Source organism: Mesorhizobium silamurunense (assembly GCF_014843905.1).
In the GTDB taxonomy this organism is placed as follows: Bacteria; Pseudomonadota; Alphaproteobacteria; order Rhizobiales; family Rhizobiaceae; genus Mesorhizobium; species Mesorhizobium silamurunense.
Map to the genome: position 1 here is coordinate 71,754 of NZ_LPVS01000011.1, position 12,835 is coordinate 84,588.

Consider the following 12,835-nt stretch of genomic DNA (forward strand, 5'->3'; position numbering starts at 1 on the left):
GATTGCAGAAACCGCGCCGAAAAACGTCGCAACAGACGTTGGCCCCTACCTCGGAACCCGATAAGGTATTCGCGGGCGCATGATAAACGGCAGGCTGGTGCTAGCCTCGCCGGGCAGGCTTGGCAGCCCGCCAAAGCTGAAACTTGAAGATTGCCATGGGAGGAATGCCTCATGAAAACGCGTGCCGCAGTCGCTGTTGGCGCCGGAAAGCCGCTGGAGATCATGGAGGTGGACCTCGAAGGCCCGCGCGAGGGCGAGGTCCTGGTCGAAGTGAAGGCGACCGGCATCTGCCACACCGACGAGTTCACGCTCTCGGGCGCCGACCCGGAAGGCATCTTTCCGGCCATCCTCGGCCATGAGGGCGCCGGCATCGTCATCGATGTCGGCAAGGGCGTCACCTCGGTCAGGAAGGGCGACCACGTCATCCCGCTCTACACGCCCGAGTGCCGGCAGTGCCCGTCGTGTCTGTCGAGGAAGACCAATCTGTGCACCGCCATCCGCGCCACCCAGGGGCAAGGCCTGATGCCCGACGGCACCTCGCGCTTCTCGGTCGGCGGCGAAAAGCTATTCCACTATATGGGCTGCTCGACCTTCTCCAACTTCACCGTGCTGCCCGAGATCGCGGTCGCCAAGGTCAATCCCGACGCCCCCTTCGACAAGATCTGCTACATCGGCTGCGGCGTGACCACCGGCATCGGCGCGGTCATCAACACGGCCAAGGTCGAGCAAGGTGCGACGGCGGTCGTCTTCGGCCTCGGCGGCATCGGCCTCAACGTCATCCAGGGTCTTCGCCTTGCCGGCGCCGACATGATCATCGGCGTCGACTTGAACAACGACAAGAAGGCCTGGGGCGAGAAGTTCGGCATGACGCATTTCGTCAATCCGAAGGAGATCGACGGCGACATCGTGCCGTACCTGGTCAACATGACCAAGCGCGGCGCCGACCAGATCGGCGGCGCCGACTACACCTTCGACTGCACCGGCAACACCAAGGTGATGCGCCAGGCGCTGGAAGCCTCGCATCGCGGCTGGGGCAAGTCGGTCATCATCGGGGTTGCCGGCGCCGGCCAGGAGATTGCGACCAGACCGTTCCAGCTGGTCACCGGCCGCACCTGGATGGGCACCGCCTTCGGCGGCGCGCGCGGCCGCACCGACGTGCCCAGGATCGTCGACTGGTACATGGAGAAGAAGATCCAGATCGACCCGATGATCACCCATACGCTGAAGCTCGAAGACATCAACAAGGGCTTCGACCTCATGCATGAGGGCAAGTCGATCCGGAGCGTCGTGGTTTACTGAAGCAATGCCGCAAAGGCCGCAGGCCGGAAGGCCTGCGACCTCTGTGGTCAACATGGGAGGAAGGACGAATGGCGGAAAAACTGCATCCGAAGATCGATAACGGCCTGCCGAAGGAAAGCGCGAGCTTCTCGGGCGGCACGCTGGTCTGTGCCTGCACCAGCAACCCGGTGAAGGTGAAGGTCAAGGGCCAGATCGCCCACAACCACGCCTGCGGCTGCACCAAATGCTGGAAGCCAGAAGGCGCTATCTTCTCGGTGGTTGCCGTTGCCGGCACAAGCGACGTCACCGTCACCGTGAATGGCGACAAGCTGAAGGTGGTCGACCCGGCAGCGCTGATCCTGCGCCACGCCTGCACCGGCTGCGGCGTGCACATGTATGGCCCAGTCGAGCGCGACCATCCCTTCAAGGGCCTGTCCTTCATCCATCCCGAGCGCTTCGAGGAGGATGGCTGGTCGCCGCCGGGCTTCGCCGCGTTTGTGTCGTCGATCATCGAATCCGGCGTCGATCCGAGCCGCATGGCCGGCATCCGCGGCCAGTTGAAGTCGATCGGGCTCGAACCCTATGACTGCCTCAACCCCGGCCTGATGGACTACATCGCCACCTGGACGGCGAAGAAGTCGGGAGCCCTGGCGGCCTGACAAATCCTGCGATTTCTGCCATGGGGCTGGCCGACACGCCGGCCCCATGTTCGTTTGGAGAGACGATGCCCGCACCCGTCATCTACGTCGATGCCGACGCCTGCCCGGTCAAGGCCGAGGTCGAGAAAGTGGCGGAACGTCACGGCATTGTCGTCACCTATGTCTCCAATGGCGGGCTGCGGCCGTCGCGCGATCCTATGATCCGCAATGTCGTCGTCTCCAAGGGCGCGGATGCGGCGGACGACTGGATCGTCGAGAACGCGAGGGCGAACGACGTCGTGGTGACGGCCGATATCCCGCTCGCCGCGCGCACGGTGGCGCTCGGCGCGCATGTGCTGGGACCCACAGGCCGTCCCTTCACGCGAGAGACCATCGGCATGGCAGTCGCGATGCGCGATCTCAAGCAACATCTGCGCGAGACCGGCGAGAGCCGCGGCTTCAACGCGGCCTTCACGCAGAAGGACAGGTCGAACTTCCTCGGCGAGCTCGACCGCATCTTGCGGCGGGCGTTGAAATCCGTCACACCGGACTGATCCGAACGCCCTTTTCGAGGCCGGGCCATGGGTGACGATACATCCGTCGACACGCCGATGCATCGGCACATGCAGTTCGCTTTGGCCGCAGCCTTCGGCATCGTCGCGCTGCTTCTTGCACTGCTTTTGCGAGCGCCGCTTCCCTACTCGATCGGCGCCAACGTGTTCTTTGCGACTTTCATCATTCTGGTCCTTGCCCTGATGCCGAGGCTTACCGGCCGCTACCTCAGCAAGAACGCGCGCGCCACCGACCTTCCGGTGCTGCTGATCTTCGCCGTCACGCTCTTTGTCGTGGGCATCGCCATCGGCTCGCTGTTTCAGCTCATCAACCAAAAGGATGCCACGCATCCGCTGGAGATCCTGTTCGCGATGCTGTCGATCCCGCTCGGCTGGTTCACCATCCACGCCATGGCGGCGCTGCATTATGCGCATGTCTATTGGATGGATGGCGTCGAGGTCGACGAGAAAGCCAACAGGAAGATGCCGGTCGGCGGCCTTGATTTCCCCGGCGACAAAAGGCCGGAAGGCTGGGATTTCCTCTATTTCTCGACGGTCATCGGCATGACCGCGCAGACGTCCGACACTGCGGTCACCACCTCGCACATGCGCCAGGTCGTGCTCATCCATTCGATCCTGACCTTCTTCTTCAACACGGTGATCGTTGCCGCGGCGGTCAACCTCGCGGTCAGCCTGGGTGCCCCGTAATAAATCCGTGATCGCATGAAACATTGCCTTGCGCAGCGACGTATTGGGGGAAAGACAATGATCTGAAAGAGCCGTGCCGGGTGGCGCGGCTGGAGGACGGAATGGATTCTGCTGCCACAAGCCAAACCGCCGAAGCGGACACGAAGAACGCAACGCTGATCTACCGGCAGTCGCGCTGGACGCGCCTGACCCACTGGATCTGGGCCTTCTCGCTGTTCTTCATGCTGCTTTCGGGCCTGCAGATCTTCAACGCGCGTCCCCAACTCTATATCGGCAAGCAGTCCGGCTTCGGGTTCAACAATACGATCCTCCAAATCGGCGCGGAGAACACCGACAACGGACCGCGCGGCTTCACCGAAATCTTCGGCTATCGCTTCGACACCACCGGCGTGCTCGGCTGGTCCGGCCCTCCTGGTCAGGAGACGCCGCGCGCCTTCCCGGCCTGGGCGACGATCCCCTCCTATTACGACCTCGGCACAGCGCGCGTCGTGCACTTCTTCTTCGCGTGGGTGCTCTCGGCCACCTTGCTGGTCTGGCTGATCGCCGGCCTCGTCAACGGCCATATCCGTCGCGATCTGGCGCCGCGCGTCGAGGATCTGCGCAAGCTGCCGCGTGACATCGTCGACCATGCGAAGCTGAAATTCCACCACACGCGCGAATACAACACGCTGCAGAAAATGGCCTATGGCGGCGTACTCTTCGTGCTGTTGCCGCTGATGATCATCACCGGGCTTGCGATGTCGCCGAGCATGAATTCGGTGCTTCCCTGGCTTAATGAAATCCTGGGCGGCCGGCAGACGGCGCGCACCATCCACTTCACCGTCATGGTGCTGCTCGTCCTCTTTTTCATCATCCACATGCTGATGATCGTGGCAGCGGGTCCGATCAACGAGTTGCGCTCGATCATCACCGGTTGGTACCGCACCGACCCGCCCGCGAAGCACGACCAGGCAACCGAGAGGAGCGCCTGACATGGCAAAATTCCAGATCAGCCCCAAGTTTCAGATGAGCCGAAGAAAGTTCCTCACCTCGGCCAGCCTCGGCCTGTCCGGCATCGCGCTGTCGGGCTGCGACGCCTTCGACAGCGGCCTTGGCATCGGCGGCGGATTGCGCAGCTTTCTCGAAAACGCCAACGGCCTGACCTGGCGCGCGCAGCGCCTGCTTGCCGGCCGCGATGCGCTGGCGCCGGAATTCACCGAGGCCGACATCCGCCAACCGCAGCGGCCGAACGGCGTCACCGCGCCCGACGACGACACCTACAAGGGTCTTCTCACCAACAATTTCGCCGACTGGCGCCTGGAGGTTACCGGCCTCGTCGAAAAACCGCTGTCGCTCACTCGCGAACAGCTCCAGAACATGCCGAGCCGAACCCAGATCACCCGCCACGACTGCGTCGAAGGCTGGAGCTGCATCGCCAAATGGACCGGCACGCCGCTGGCGCTGGTGCTCGACCAGGCGGTCGTCAAGCCTGAGGCGCGTTATGTCATGTTCCACTGCCTCGACACGATCGAGCAAAGCCTGTCGGGCGACATCAAATATTACGGCAGCATAGACCTCATCGATGCCCGCCACCCGCAGACGATCCTGGCCTATGGCGTGAACGGCAAGCCGCTGCCAGTCGAGAACGGCGCGCCGCTGCGGGTGCGGGTCGAGCGCCAGCTCGGCTACAAGATGCCGAAATATCTCTACAAAATAGAGCTGATCGACAGCTTCACCGCTATCGGGGGCGGCCGCGGCGGCTATTGGGAGGACAATGGCTACGACTGGTACGGCGGGATTTGATGCCCCCTCGCCTGCTGGCCGAGCATGATCTGGCGCCGACCGAACTCGATGCCATTGAGGAGCGCTTAAACGGGGACAACCGGCGCCTTGTCGGCCGCAACGACGACCGGAACCTGGTCTTTGCGTTGCGAGACGGAAATGGATGCGCCGTCGGCATCGCGCTGGTTATTCCTGGGCGGGGATCGCCGAGCTTAAGCTGATGTGGGTCGAGGAAACCTGCCGAGGTGTCGGCCACGGCAGGAAGCTGCTTGATGCTTTTGTCTCCGAGGCGGCCGCTCGTGGCGCGTGGCGCGTGTGGGTCTCGACCTGGCCTCTACGAAAAGGCCGGCTTCCAGCGCATGGCCGAACTCGCCGGGTGGCCCGAAGGCCATTCCAACATCATCCTTTGCAAGACGACGGCTCCCAATAGGCAACGGCCGGACGCGTCCGGCGTTCAGCATGCAGGCCTTGGCGACGCGATCATTCGTCCGAACTATCGAAAGTGGTTTGACCGGGCTCAGGTGGGGCGTCCTGCGTGTCGTCCGGATTATCCACCATACAGCCGACGCCGTGGCATCCCTGATAGTTGCCGTGGGTATCGAAATTGGGATTGCCGTCCTTGTCGAATTGCGGCGTCGGATCGATCCACCGATCGTCGCGCCGCGGCTTGGGCCTCGGATAGTAATTGTCCGAATGGTGGCCGTGCTGGTTGTTGTTGTCGAGGATCGCGCCGACAATGCCCCCGACAATGATCGCCGCCGCCGCATCGCCGGGAGACGGCCTGCGGCCGGAGCCGGCGACCAGGAATTCCGCCGAGCAGCCATTGTCGACCCAGATGCCGCCGCCGTCATAGCCCCAGCTTCTGCCGTACTGGCAACGCGACTTCGACAGCCGGTTGGTCAATTGCACGCCGCCGCGCGTGTCGACCCCGCAATAGGAGTAGCGATAATCCGCGCTGGAGCAGACCACGCGTTTGGGGCCTGCCGCCTGCGCGGCATCGGGCAGAAGCGATAGTTTTGCCGGATTGCCGAAAGCGCAGGCCAGAAACATGATCGAACCGGTAACCGCCATCCGCGTCGACATTTGCAAGTCTCCATCAGGCTCCGCTATCGACAGAATGGCACCTCTGTGTAAATCTGACAACCAGAGGGGCCAGCAGCGAGGTTATATTCATGCGCGCTAAGATAATTGCCGCGATTATACTTGCTCTTTCTGCCTGGTTTACCCTCTTGCCGGCCCGCGCTGACGACAGTCTCAAACGCGTCATTGATCAGAAGACGCTGACGGTCGGGGTCGCAATCAATCCGCCCTGGATCCTCAAAAAGGCCGATGGCAAATTCGCGGGCTACGACGTCGATCTCACCAATGCGCTTGCCTCGGATCTCGGCGTTGAGCTGAAGCTGATCGAGGTGCCGTGGAACGACCTCAAACAGCGGCTGCTCAAGGGCGACTTCGACCTGATCGCGGCCGGCTATGCCAACACGCCAGAGCGTGCCCGCGAGGTCGTGTTCTCCAACCCCACGGGCGCCGCCGACATTCGCATGGTTGCCTCCATCGCCAGCCTCGGCAAACGGCCGGGCAAGGCGCTGACGGCGCCCGGTTATAAGATCGCCGTGCTTTCCAATTCCACCGACGAGGCGGCGACGAAGGAGGCGTTGCCGAAGGCGAACATCGTTTCGTTCGACAACACCGCCGACGTCCTTGCCGCTCTCATCGGCGGCAATGCGCAAGCCATGGTGGCTACATCGCCGACGCCGCAAATGGCAGCCAGGCTTTATGACGCGAAATTCAAGCTGGTAGGCGGCCCGTTGCTGCGCACGCCGGAAGCCTTTGCCCTGCGCCCCGACGATGTCCGCCTCGTCCAGTACGTCAACAATTGGATCGGCGCGCGCACCGCCGACGGCACAATCGCGGGCGTGCGCCGCTACTGGTTTGGCGGCTTCAAGTGGATGTCGCGCTTCGACACCGGCGCCAAGCCGGAACATGCCAAGCCGAAGCAGTAGCCTCAAGCCACCTTGTTTGGATGTCGCGGGGAGGTGACAAGGTGTCGCCGACGGGCTATGGATGGCGCGTCGAGGATTCAGGTGACTGAGTCCTACCTGTTTGCGGGAGAGAACAGCAAAAGCTGTCGCCGAAGGGGAAATCGCCCGAAATCTCTCAGGCAAAAGAACCGTGGACGGGAAAGACAACTCTGGAAAGTCGGGAATCTTCCCGCGCCGAAGGTGTAAGCGCTGCCGACAGAGTTACGGGGCGCGAGTCTCTCAGGCTTCAGACAGAGGGGCACGGACTGGACCGCCAATGGCGGTCGAATCGCGTGCGACTCTGGAGAAGACATGACGGGCGAAGACACCAAACACCTACCCCTCGAGGGTTTGCACCACGCCGCTGGCGCGCGTTTCGGCGCGTTCGCCGGCTGGTCGATGCCGCTGACCTATCCGGCGGGCGTGATGAAGGAGCACCTTCACACGCGCGAGCATGCCGGCCTCTTCGACATCTCGCATATGAAGCTGTTCGAGGTCAGCGGTCCGGATGCTGCGGCGCTGCTGAACCGCGCCTGCCCGCTTGACGCCGGCGCGCTGGAAATCTCTCAGTCCAAATACACCCTCTTCCTCAACGAGGCGGCAGGCATCATCGACGACCTGATCGTCACCCGGCTCGGCGACAACCGCTTCATGGTGGTGGCCAATGCCGGCAACGCTGTCGAGGACGAAAAGCATCTTCACGCGCTGGCCGCGGATTTCGACGCAAGGGTGGAACCGCTTGATCGGGTTTTCCTGGCGATCCAGGGACCGGATGCCTGGGCGGCCCTTGCGCGGGCTGGCATCGAAACCGGCTCGCTGCTGTTCATGCATGGTATCGAGCCCCGGCAAAATTGGTTCATGAGCCGCTCCGGCTATACTGGCGAGGACGGTTTCGAGATCGGGCTGCCCGAGGCGGACGCCCGCGATCTCGTCGCGAAGCTGCTGCAGGACGAGCGCGTGCAATGGATCGGCCTCGCCGCCCGCGATAGCCTGCGCCTCGAGGCCGGGCTTTGCCTTCACGGCCATGATCTGACACCCGAGATCGACCCGGCGAGCGCCGGTTTGATGTGGGCGATCCCCAAGGAGGTCCGCGCCTCCGGTCATTTCATCGGCGCCGACGCGTTGCGCTCGATCCTCGAGCGCGGTCCGTCGCAGAAGCGCGTCGGCCTGAAGCCCGATGGTCGCCAGCCGGTGCGCGCAGACGCGGCGCTGATCGACACCGACGGCAATCCGGCCGGCCACGTCACCTCGGGCGGCTTCGGCCCCTCGACGGGCCACCCGGTGGCCATGGGCTACGTCAACACCGCGCTGGCCAAACCCGGCACCAGACTGTTCGCCGATGTCCGCGGGACCAAAATCCCCGTCGACGTCACATCGCTCCCCTTCACGCCACATCGCTACCGCAAAGGATGAATTTCCGATGGCAAATACCTATTTCACCGAGGACCATGAATGGCTGCGCGTCGAAGGCGGCGTCGCCACTGTCGGTATCACCGACTACGCGCAGGAGCAGCTTGGCGATCTCGTCTTTGTCGAACTGCCGGAAATCGGCCGCAAGCTCGCCAAGGGCGACACTGCCGTGGTCGTGGAATCCGTCAAGGCGGCCTCGGATGTCTACGCGCCGGTCGACGGCGAGATCATCGAAGCCAATACCTCGCTGTCGTCCGACCCTTCGCTGGTCAATTCGGCGGCGTCCGGCGACGGCTGGCTTTGGAAGATGAAGCTTTCCAACACAGGCCAGCTCGACAGCCTTATGGATGAGGCCGCCTACAAAGCCCATATCGGCTGATACCAGGATTTTAGAAATGACCGCAGCACCCATTCCTTTCTCGGCCCGCCACATCGGCCCCAACGTCAACGATGTCAGGGCCATGCTCGCCACCATCGGCGTTCCATCCGTCGAGACGCTGATCAGCCAGGCTGTGCCGAGATCGATCCGCCTCGATCAGCCGCTCGCCTTGCCAGCTGCGGCCAGCGAAGCGGAAGCGCTGGCCGAATTGTCGGCGATGATGGCGAAGAACACGGTGCTGAAGAGCTTCATCGGCGCCGGCTACCACGGCGTCTTTGTGCCGCCGGTCATCCAGCGCAACATGTTCGAGAACCCGGCCTGGTACACGGCCTACACGCCCTACCAGGCCGAGATCAGCCAGGGCCGGCTGGAAATGCTGTTCAATTTCCAGACCCTGGTCGCCGAGCTGACCGGCCTGCCGGTGGCGTCGGCATCGCTGCTCGATGAAGCGACCGCCGTTGCCGAAGCGGTCGGCATCGCGCTGCGCCATCACCGCGACAAGCGCACCAAGGTGGCGCTTGCCGGCACGCCGCACCCGCAGACGCTCGATGTCGTGCGCACCCGCGCCGAGCCCCTCGGCACCGAGGTCGACGGCGAGACGATCGACGACAACACCGCGGCCTTGCTGGTCTCCTGGCCGGACACCTTCGGCGTCTATGGCGACCACAAGGCCGCGATCGAAAAGGCCCGCGCCGCCGGCGCGCTGGTGGTCTTCATCGCCGATCCGCTCGGCCTGACCTTGACCGATACGCCGGCAAAGCTCGGCGCCGACATCGCCGTCGGTCCGATGCAGCGCTTCGGCGTGCCGATGGGCTTTGGCGGCCCGCATGCCGCCTATTGCGCCGTCTCCGACAAACTGACCCGCCTGATGCCCGGCCGCCTCGTCGGCCAGTCGACCGATACCAAGGGCCGCCCCGGCTATCGTCTCGCCCTGCAGACGCGCGAGCAGCACATCCGCCGCGACAAGGCCACTTCCAACATCTGCACCGCGCAGGCGCTGCTCGCCAACATGGCGACGGCCTATGCGATCTGGCACGGCCCCGCCGGCCTGCAGGCGATCGCCGAGCGCGTCCACACCCTTGCCAACCGCCTTGCGGCGGGGCTCAAGGCAGCGGGCGTAGCCGTCCTCGGCACACACCGCTTTGACACGGTAACGGCGGAAGTGAAAGGCAAGGCCGCGGCAATAGCCGGCGCCGCCGAAAAGACCGGCCGGCTGCTGCGCGTCATCGATGCCGACAAGATCAGCATCGCCTTCGATGAGACGTCGACGGAAGCCGACCTCGAGGCGATCGCGGCCTTGTTCGGCGCCAAAACCGGCGCGGTGGAAACCGGCTCCATGCCGGGCAAGCCGCGCGGCAAGGAGTTTCTTACCCAGCCGGTCTTCCACGAAAACCATTCCGAGACCGACATGATGCGCTTCCTGCGTCGGCTGGCCGACAAGGACCTCGCGCTCGACCGCGCTATGATCCCGCTCGGCTCCTGCACCATGAAGCTCAACGCCGCCGCCGAGATGATGCCGGTAACCTGGCCGAGCGTCGCCAACCTGCACCCCTTCGCGCCGGCCAGCCATTCGGCCGGCTATCGCGCCATGGCCGGCGACCTCGAGGCCTGGCTGTCGGAGATCACCGGTTTCGACGCGGTCAGCCTGCAGCCCAATGCCGGCAGCCAGGGTGAATATGCCGGCCTGCTCGCCATCCGCGCCTATCACCGCGCGCGTGGCGAAGGCCATCGCACCATCTGCCTGATCCCGTCTTCCGCGCACGGCACCAATCCGGCCAGCGCGGCGATGGCGGGGATGAGCGTCGTCGTCGTGCGCTGCACCGACGACGGCAATATCGACATGGACGACCTGAGGGCCAAGGCCAACGAGCATTCCAAGAACCTTGCGGCGCTGATGTTCACCTATCCCTCGACGCATGGCGTCTATGAGGAAGGCGCGCGCCATCTCTGTGCCCTCATCCACGAGCATGGCGGCCAGGTCTATTTCGACGGCGCCAACCTCAACGCCCTGGTTGGTCTCGCCCGCCCCGGCGACATCGGTGCCGACGTCTGCCACATGAACCTGCACAAGACCTTCTGCATCCCGCATGGCGGCGGCGGCCCGGGCGTCGGCCCGATCGGCGTCAGGGCGCATCTGAAGCCCTATCTGCCGGGTCATGTCACCGAAGGCTCGGCGCATGCCGTGGCGGCCGCGCCTTTCGGCAGCGCATCCATCCTGCCGATCACCTGGATGTATATCCGCATGATGGGCGGGTCCGGGCTGAAGCAGGCGACCGAGACGGCGATCGTTTCCGCCAACTACGTGGCGACGCGGCTCGCGCCGCATTTCCCCCTCCTCTACAAGGGCCGGGGCGATCGCATCGCCCATGAGTGCATCCTCGACACACGCGTGCTGAAGGAAAGCGCCGGCATCAGCGTCGACGACATCGCCAAGCGCCTGATCGACTACGGCTTCCATGCGCCGACCATGTCGTTCCCGGTTGCCGGCACGCTGATGGTCGAGCCGACCGAGTCGGAGCCCAAGCGCGAGCTCGACCGTTTCTGCGAGGCGATGATTGCGATCGCCGGCGAGGCGGCAAAGGTGGCGAAGGGCGAATGGCCGCTCAACGACAACCCGCTGGTCAACGCTCCGCACACCGCGGCCGAGGCGCTGGCCGGCGCATGGACGCATCCCTACTCGCGGCTCGATGCAGCCTATCCGGCCGGTGACGCCGATCTGTCAGCGAAATACTGGCCGCCGGTATCGCGTATCGACAATGTTGCAGGCGACCGCAACCTGGTCTGCTCCTGCCCGCCGCTGTCGGAATATCTCGGCGCCGCCGAGTAGCGGACAAGAAGTTCAGGCCGAGCGCAGGGCCGGCCCGGCATCGGGCTGGCCCGCCTTGCGATCGGCGATCACGCGGTTTCGCCCGGCGCGCTTGGCGGCGTAGAGCGCGGCATCGGCCTCAGCCAGCACCTCGTCCAGGGTCCGGCCGTCGGCGGCGCCAAATCCCATGCCGCCGCTGACGCTGCTGCGCAATGGGCCGCGATGGGTCGAAACAATTTCGGTGCCGAAGGCGACGCCGATCCTGCTTGCCATGTCATGCGCCTTTTCGGGCGTCATGCGCGACATGACGAGCGCAAACTCCTCGCCACCCAGCCGGAAGGCGTCGATGCCTGTCTTGCCATATTTCTTGATCACTGCCGCGAAGCGGCAAAGGACCTGATCGCCGACAGGATGGCCGAAGACGTCGTTGGTCGTCTTGAAATGGTCGAGATCGAACATCGCGATCGCCATGAACGGACCGAAGCTGCGATCGCCATAAAGGTCGTTGAGCGCCCTGCGGTTCATCAGGCCGGTCAGCGGATCGGTCATGGTCTCGGCCTTGAGCTCGATCTGCGCCTGCAGATGATGCAGCGAAAGCGTCAGCGCGCCGAGGCCGGTCATGCAGGCGACGGCGACGACGGAATTCAGCCGCTCAGCCCAGTTGTCGGGCGCGGCGCCGAGAACCCATTGCCCCCGCACCAGCAGCACCAGGCCGCACAGCGCGAAGGACAAGCCACAGGCGCCGCTGAGGAACGAGACGACCAGCAGGATCCGGCGGTCGTGGTCGCCCTTCATCCAAAACATCGCACCGATCGCGGCGAGCAGCGCCGTCACCGTCGAATAGGTGATGAGGAAGCCGACGCCGTCGAAGCCGAAATAGGTGACGAGGGCGCAGGCGGCCATGGCTGCAAGCGTCGGCAGAACAACGCTGCCATGGTTGCCGACGCCCAGATATTGCATCGCCGACATGCAGATGATGAGGAACCCCAGGCTGAGCAGCACCAGCACTGCCTGGCAGAGCCAGGGGTTGGGTTCCTTGGTGTATTGCCAGAACAGAACGACATGCGCGACAAGCACAAGGATGCCGCACGCCACCGTCAGCACGAAGCGCGCCCGCGGAGCGGTGAACCAGATCGCCAGCATGGTGATGCTGAGGCACGTGCCCGACAGCGCCGCCGCGAGCAGGAGCGAACTAAAATCCAACATTGTTCCGACAGCGCCGCCGCGAGCAGGAGCGAACTAAAATCCAACATTGTTGAGCCGCAGCCTCTTGGGAGTCGTCG

At 64.1% G+C, this 12,835-nt stretch carries 13 protein-coding genes and 1 riboswitch; of the genes, 11 read left to right on the forward strand and 2 right to left on the reverse strand.

What is annotated here, in order from left to right:
* Positions 1-171: 171 nt before the first annotated feature.
* The 7 genes from AU465_RS02470 (at position 172) to AU465_RS02500 (ending at position 5,157) form a co-directional block, all read left to right on the forward strand.
* The gene (locus tag AU465_RS02470) at positions 172-1,299 is read left to right on the forward strand and encodes an S-(hydroxymethyl)glutathione dehydrogenase/class III alcohol dehydrogenase (RefSeq protein ID WP_192243711.1); all 1,128 of its coding nucleotides are present in this window, start codon (positions 172-174) and stop codon (positions 1,297-1,299) included.
* A gap of 68 nt (positions 1,300-1,367) precedes the next feature.
* Positions 1,368-1,937, forward strand: a complete 570-nt coding sequence (gene gfa, locus AU465_RS02475) for an S-(hydroxymethyl)glutathione synthase (RefSeq protein WP_192243713.1) — start codon at positions 1,368-1,370, stop codon at positions 1,935-1,937.
* Between the two features lie 65 nt (positions 1,938-2,002).
* Positions 2,003-2,470 carry a YaiI/YqxD family protein gene (locus AU465_RS02480; protein WP_192243715.1) on the forward strand — a complete coding sequence of 156 codons (468 nt, stop codon included), beginning with the start codon at positions 2,003-2,005 and terminating at the stop codon, positions 2,468-2,470.
* Positions 2,471-2,497: 27 nt separating this feature from the next.
* Complete coding sequence (locus AU465_RS02485) at positions 2,498-3,175, forward strand: DUF1345 domain-containing protein (protein WP_192243717.1); 678 nt, start codon at positions 2,498-2,500, stop codon at positions 3,173-3,175.
* A 101-nt stretch (positions 3,176-3,276) separates the two neighbouring features.
* Positions 3,277-4,146, forward strand: coding sequence for a cytochrome b/b6 domain-containing protein (locus AU465_RS02490; protein ID WP_192243719.1), 870 nt, complete (start codon positions 3,277-3,279; stop codon positions 4,144-4,146).
* Between the two features lies 1 nt (position 4,147).
* Positions 4,148-4,957, forward strand: a complete 810-nt coding sequence (locus tag AU465_RS02495) for a molybdopterin-binding protein (protein ID WP_192243721.1) — start codon at positions 4,148-4,150, stop codon at positions 4,955-4,957.
* Complete coding sequence (locus AU465_RS02500) at positions 4,957-5,157, forward strand: hypothetical protein (RefSeq protein WP_192243723.1); 201 nt, start codon at positions 4,957-4,959, stop codon at positions 5,155-5,157. The genes AU465_RS02495 and AU465_RS02500 overlap by 1 nt, the downstream gene beginning before the upstream one ends.
* A 259-nt stretch (positions 5,158-5,416) precedes the next feature.
* Here AU465_RS02500 and AU465_RS35890 read toward each other — a convergent pair whose 3' ends face one another.
* A complete protein-coding gene (locus AU465_RS35890) occupies positions 5,417-6,019 on the reverse strand; it encodes a DUF3011 domain-containing protein (protein ID WP_210324964.1) in 603 nt (200 codons plus the stop codon).
* Between the two features lie 89 nt (positions 6,020-6,108).
* On the opposite strand from AU465_RS35890, the gene AU465_RS02515 reads away from it, so the two are divergent.
* From AU465_RS02515 to gcvP, 4 genes are all read left to right on the forward strand, one after another.
* Entirely contained in the window at positions 6,109-6,939 is an 831-nt protein-coding gene (locus tag AU465_RS02515; RefSeq protein ID WP_192243725.1) for a transporter substrate-binding domain-containing protein, read from the forward strand.
* A gap of 93 nt (positions 6,940-7,032) precedes the next feature.
* A riboswitch (glycine riboswitch) is annotated at positions 7,033-7,119 on the forward strand.
* A gap of 150 nt (positions 7,120-7,269) precedes the next feature.
* Complete coding sequence (gene gcvT / locus AU465_RS02520; RefSeq protein ID WP_192243727.1) at positions 7,270-8,370, forward strand: glycine cleavage system aminomethyltransferase GcvT; 1,101 nt, start codon at positions 7,270-7,272, stop codon at positions 8,368-8,370.
* A 7-nt stretch (positions 8,371-8,377) separates the two neighbouring features.
* A complete protein-coding gene (gene gcvH / locus AU465_RS02525) occupies positions 8,378-8,746 on the forward strand; it encodes a glycine cleavage system protein GcvH (RefSeq protein ID WP_192243729.1) in 369 nt (122 codons plus the stop codon).
* A gap of 16 nt (positions 8,747-8,762) precedes the next feature.
* Complete coding sequence (gcvP, locus tag AU465_RS02530) at positions 8,763-11,573, forward strand: aminomethyl-transferring glycine dehydrogenase (protein ID WP_192243731.1); 2,811 nt, start codon at positions 8,763-8,765, stop codon at positions 11,571-11,573.
* Between the two features lie 12 nt (positions 11,574-11,585).
* Here gcvP and AU465_RS02535 read toward each other — a convergent pair whose 3' ends face one another.
* Positions 11,586-12,758, reverse strand: coding sequence for a GGDEF domain-containing protein (locus tag AU465_RS02535; protein ID WP_192243733.1), 1,173 nt, complete (start codon positions 12,756-12,758; stop codon positions 11,586-11,588).
* Positions 12,759-12,835: the final 77 nt, after the last annotated feature.

What these genes read in the sequence shown, in the direction of transcription:
- AU465_RS02470 (WP_192243711.1), top strand. Translation starts at nt 172, where the DNA reads ATGAAAACGCGTGCCGCAGTCGCTGTTGGCGCCGGAAAGCCGCTGGAG.
- gfa (WP_192243713.1), top strand. Translation starts at nt 1,368, where the DNA reads ATGGCGGAAAAACTGCATCCGAAGATCGATAACGGCCTGCCGAAGGAA.
- AU465_RS02480 (WP_192243715.1), top strand. Translation starts at nt 2,003, where the DNA reads ATGCCCGCACCCGTCATCTACGTCGATGCCGACGCCTGCCCGGTCAAG.
- AU465_RS02485 (WP_192243717.1), top strand. Translation starts at nt 2,498, where the DNA reads ATGGGTGACGATACATCCGTCGACACGCCGATGCATCGGCACATGCAG.
- AU465_RS02490 (WP_192243719.1), top strand. Translation starts at nt 3,277, where the DNA reads ATGGATTCTGCTGCCACAAGCCAAACCGCCGAAGCGGACACGAAGAAC.
- AU465_RS02495 (WP_192243721.1), top strand. Translation starts at nt 4,148, where the DNA reads ATGGCAAAATTCCAGATCAGCCCCAAGTTTCAGATGAGCCGAAGAAAG.
- AU465_RS02500 (WP_192243723.1), top strand. Translation starts at nt 4,957, where the DNA reads ATGCCCCCTCGCCTGCTGGCCGAGCATGATCTGGCGCCGACCGAACTC.
- AU465_RS35890 (WP_210324964.1), bottom strand. Translation starts at nt 6,019, where the DNA reads ATGTCGACGCGGATGGCGGTTACCGGTTCGATCATGTTTCTGGCCTGC.
- AU465_RS02515 (WP_192243725.1), top strand. Translation starts at nt 6,109, where the DNA reads ATGCGCGCTAAGATAATTGCCGCGATTATACTTGCTCTTTCTGCCTGG.
- gcvT (WP_192243727.1), top strand. Translation starts at nt 7,270, where the DNA reads ATGACGGGCGAAGACACCAAACACCTACCCCTCGAGGGTTTGCACCAC.
- gcvH (WP_192243729.1), top strand. Translation starts at nt 8,378, where the DNA reads ATGGCAAATACCTATTTCACCGAGGACCATGAATGGCTGCGCGTCGAA.
- gcvP (WP_192243731.1), top strand. Translation starts at nt 8,763, where the DNA reads ATGACCGCAGCACCCATTCCTTTCTCGGCCCGCCACATCGGCCCCAAC.
- AU465_RS02535 (WP_192243733.1), bottom strand. Translation starts at nt 12,758, where the DNA reads ATGTTGGATTTTAGTTCGCTCCTGCTCGCGGCGGCGCTGTCGGGCACG.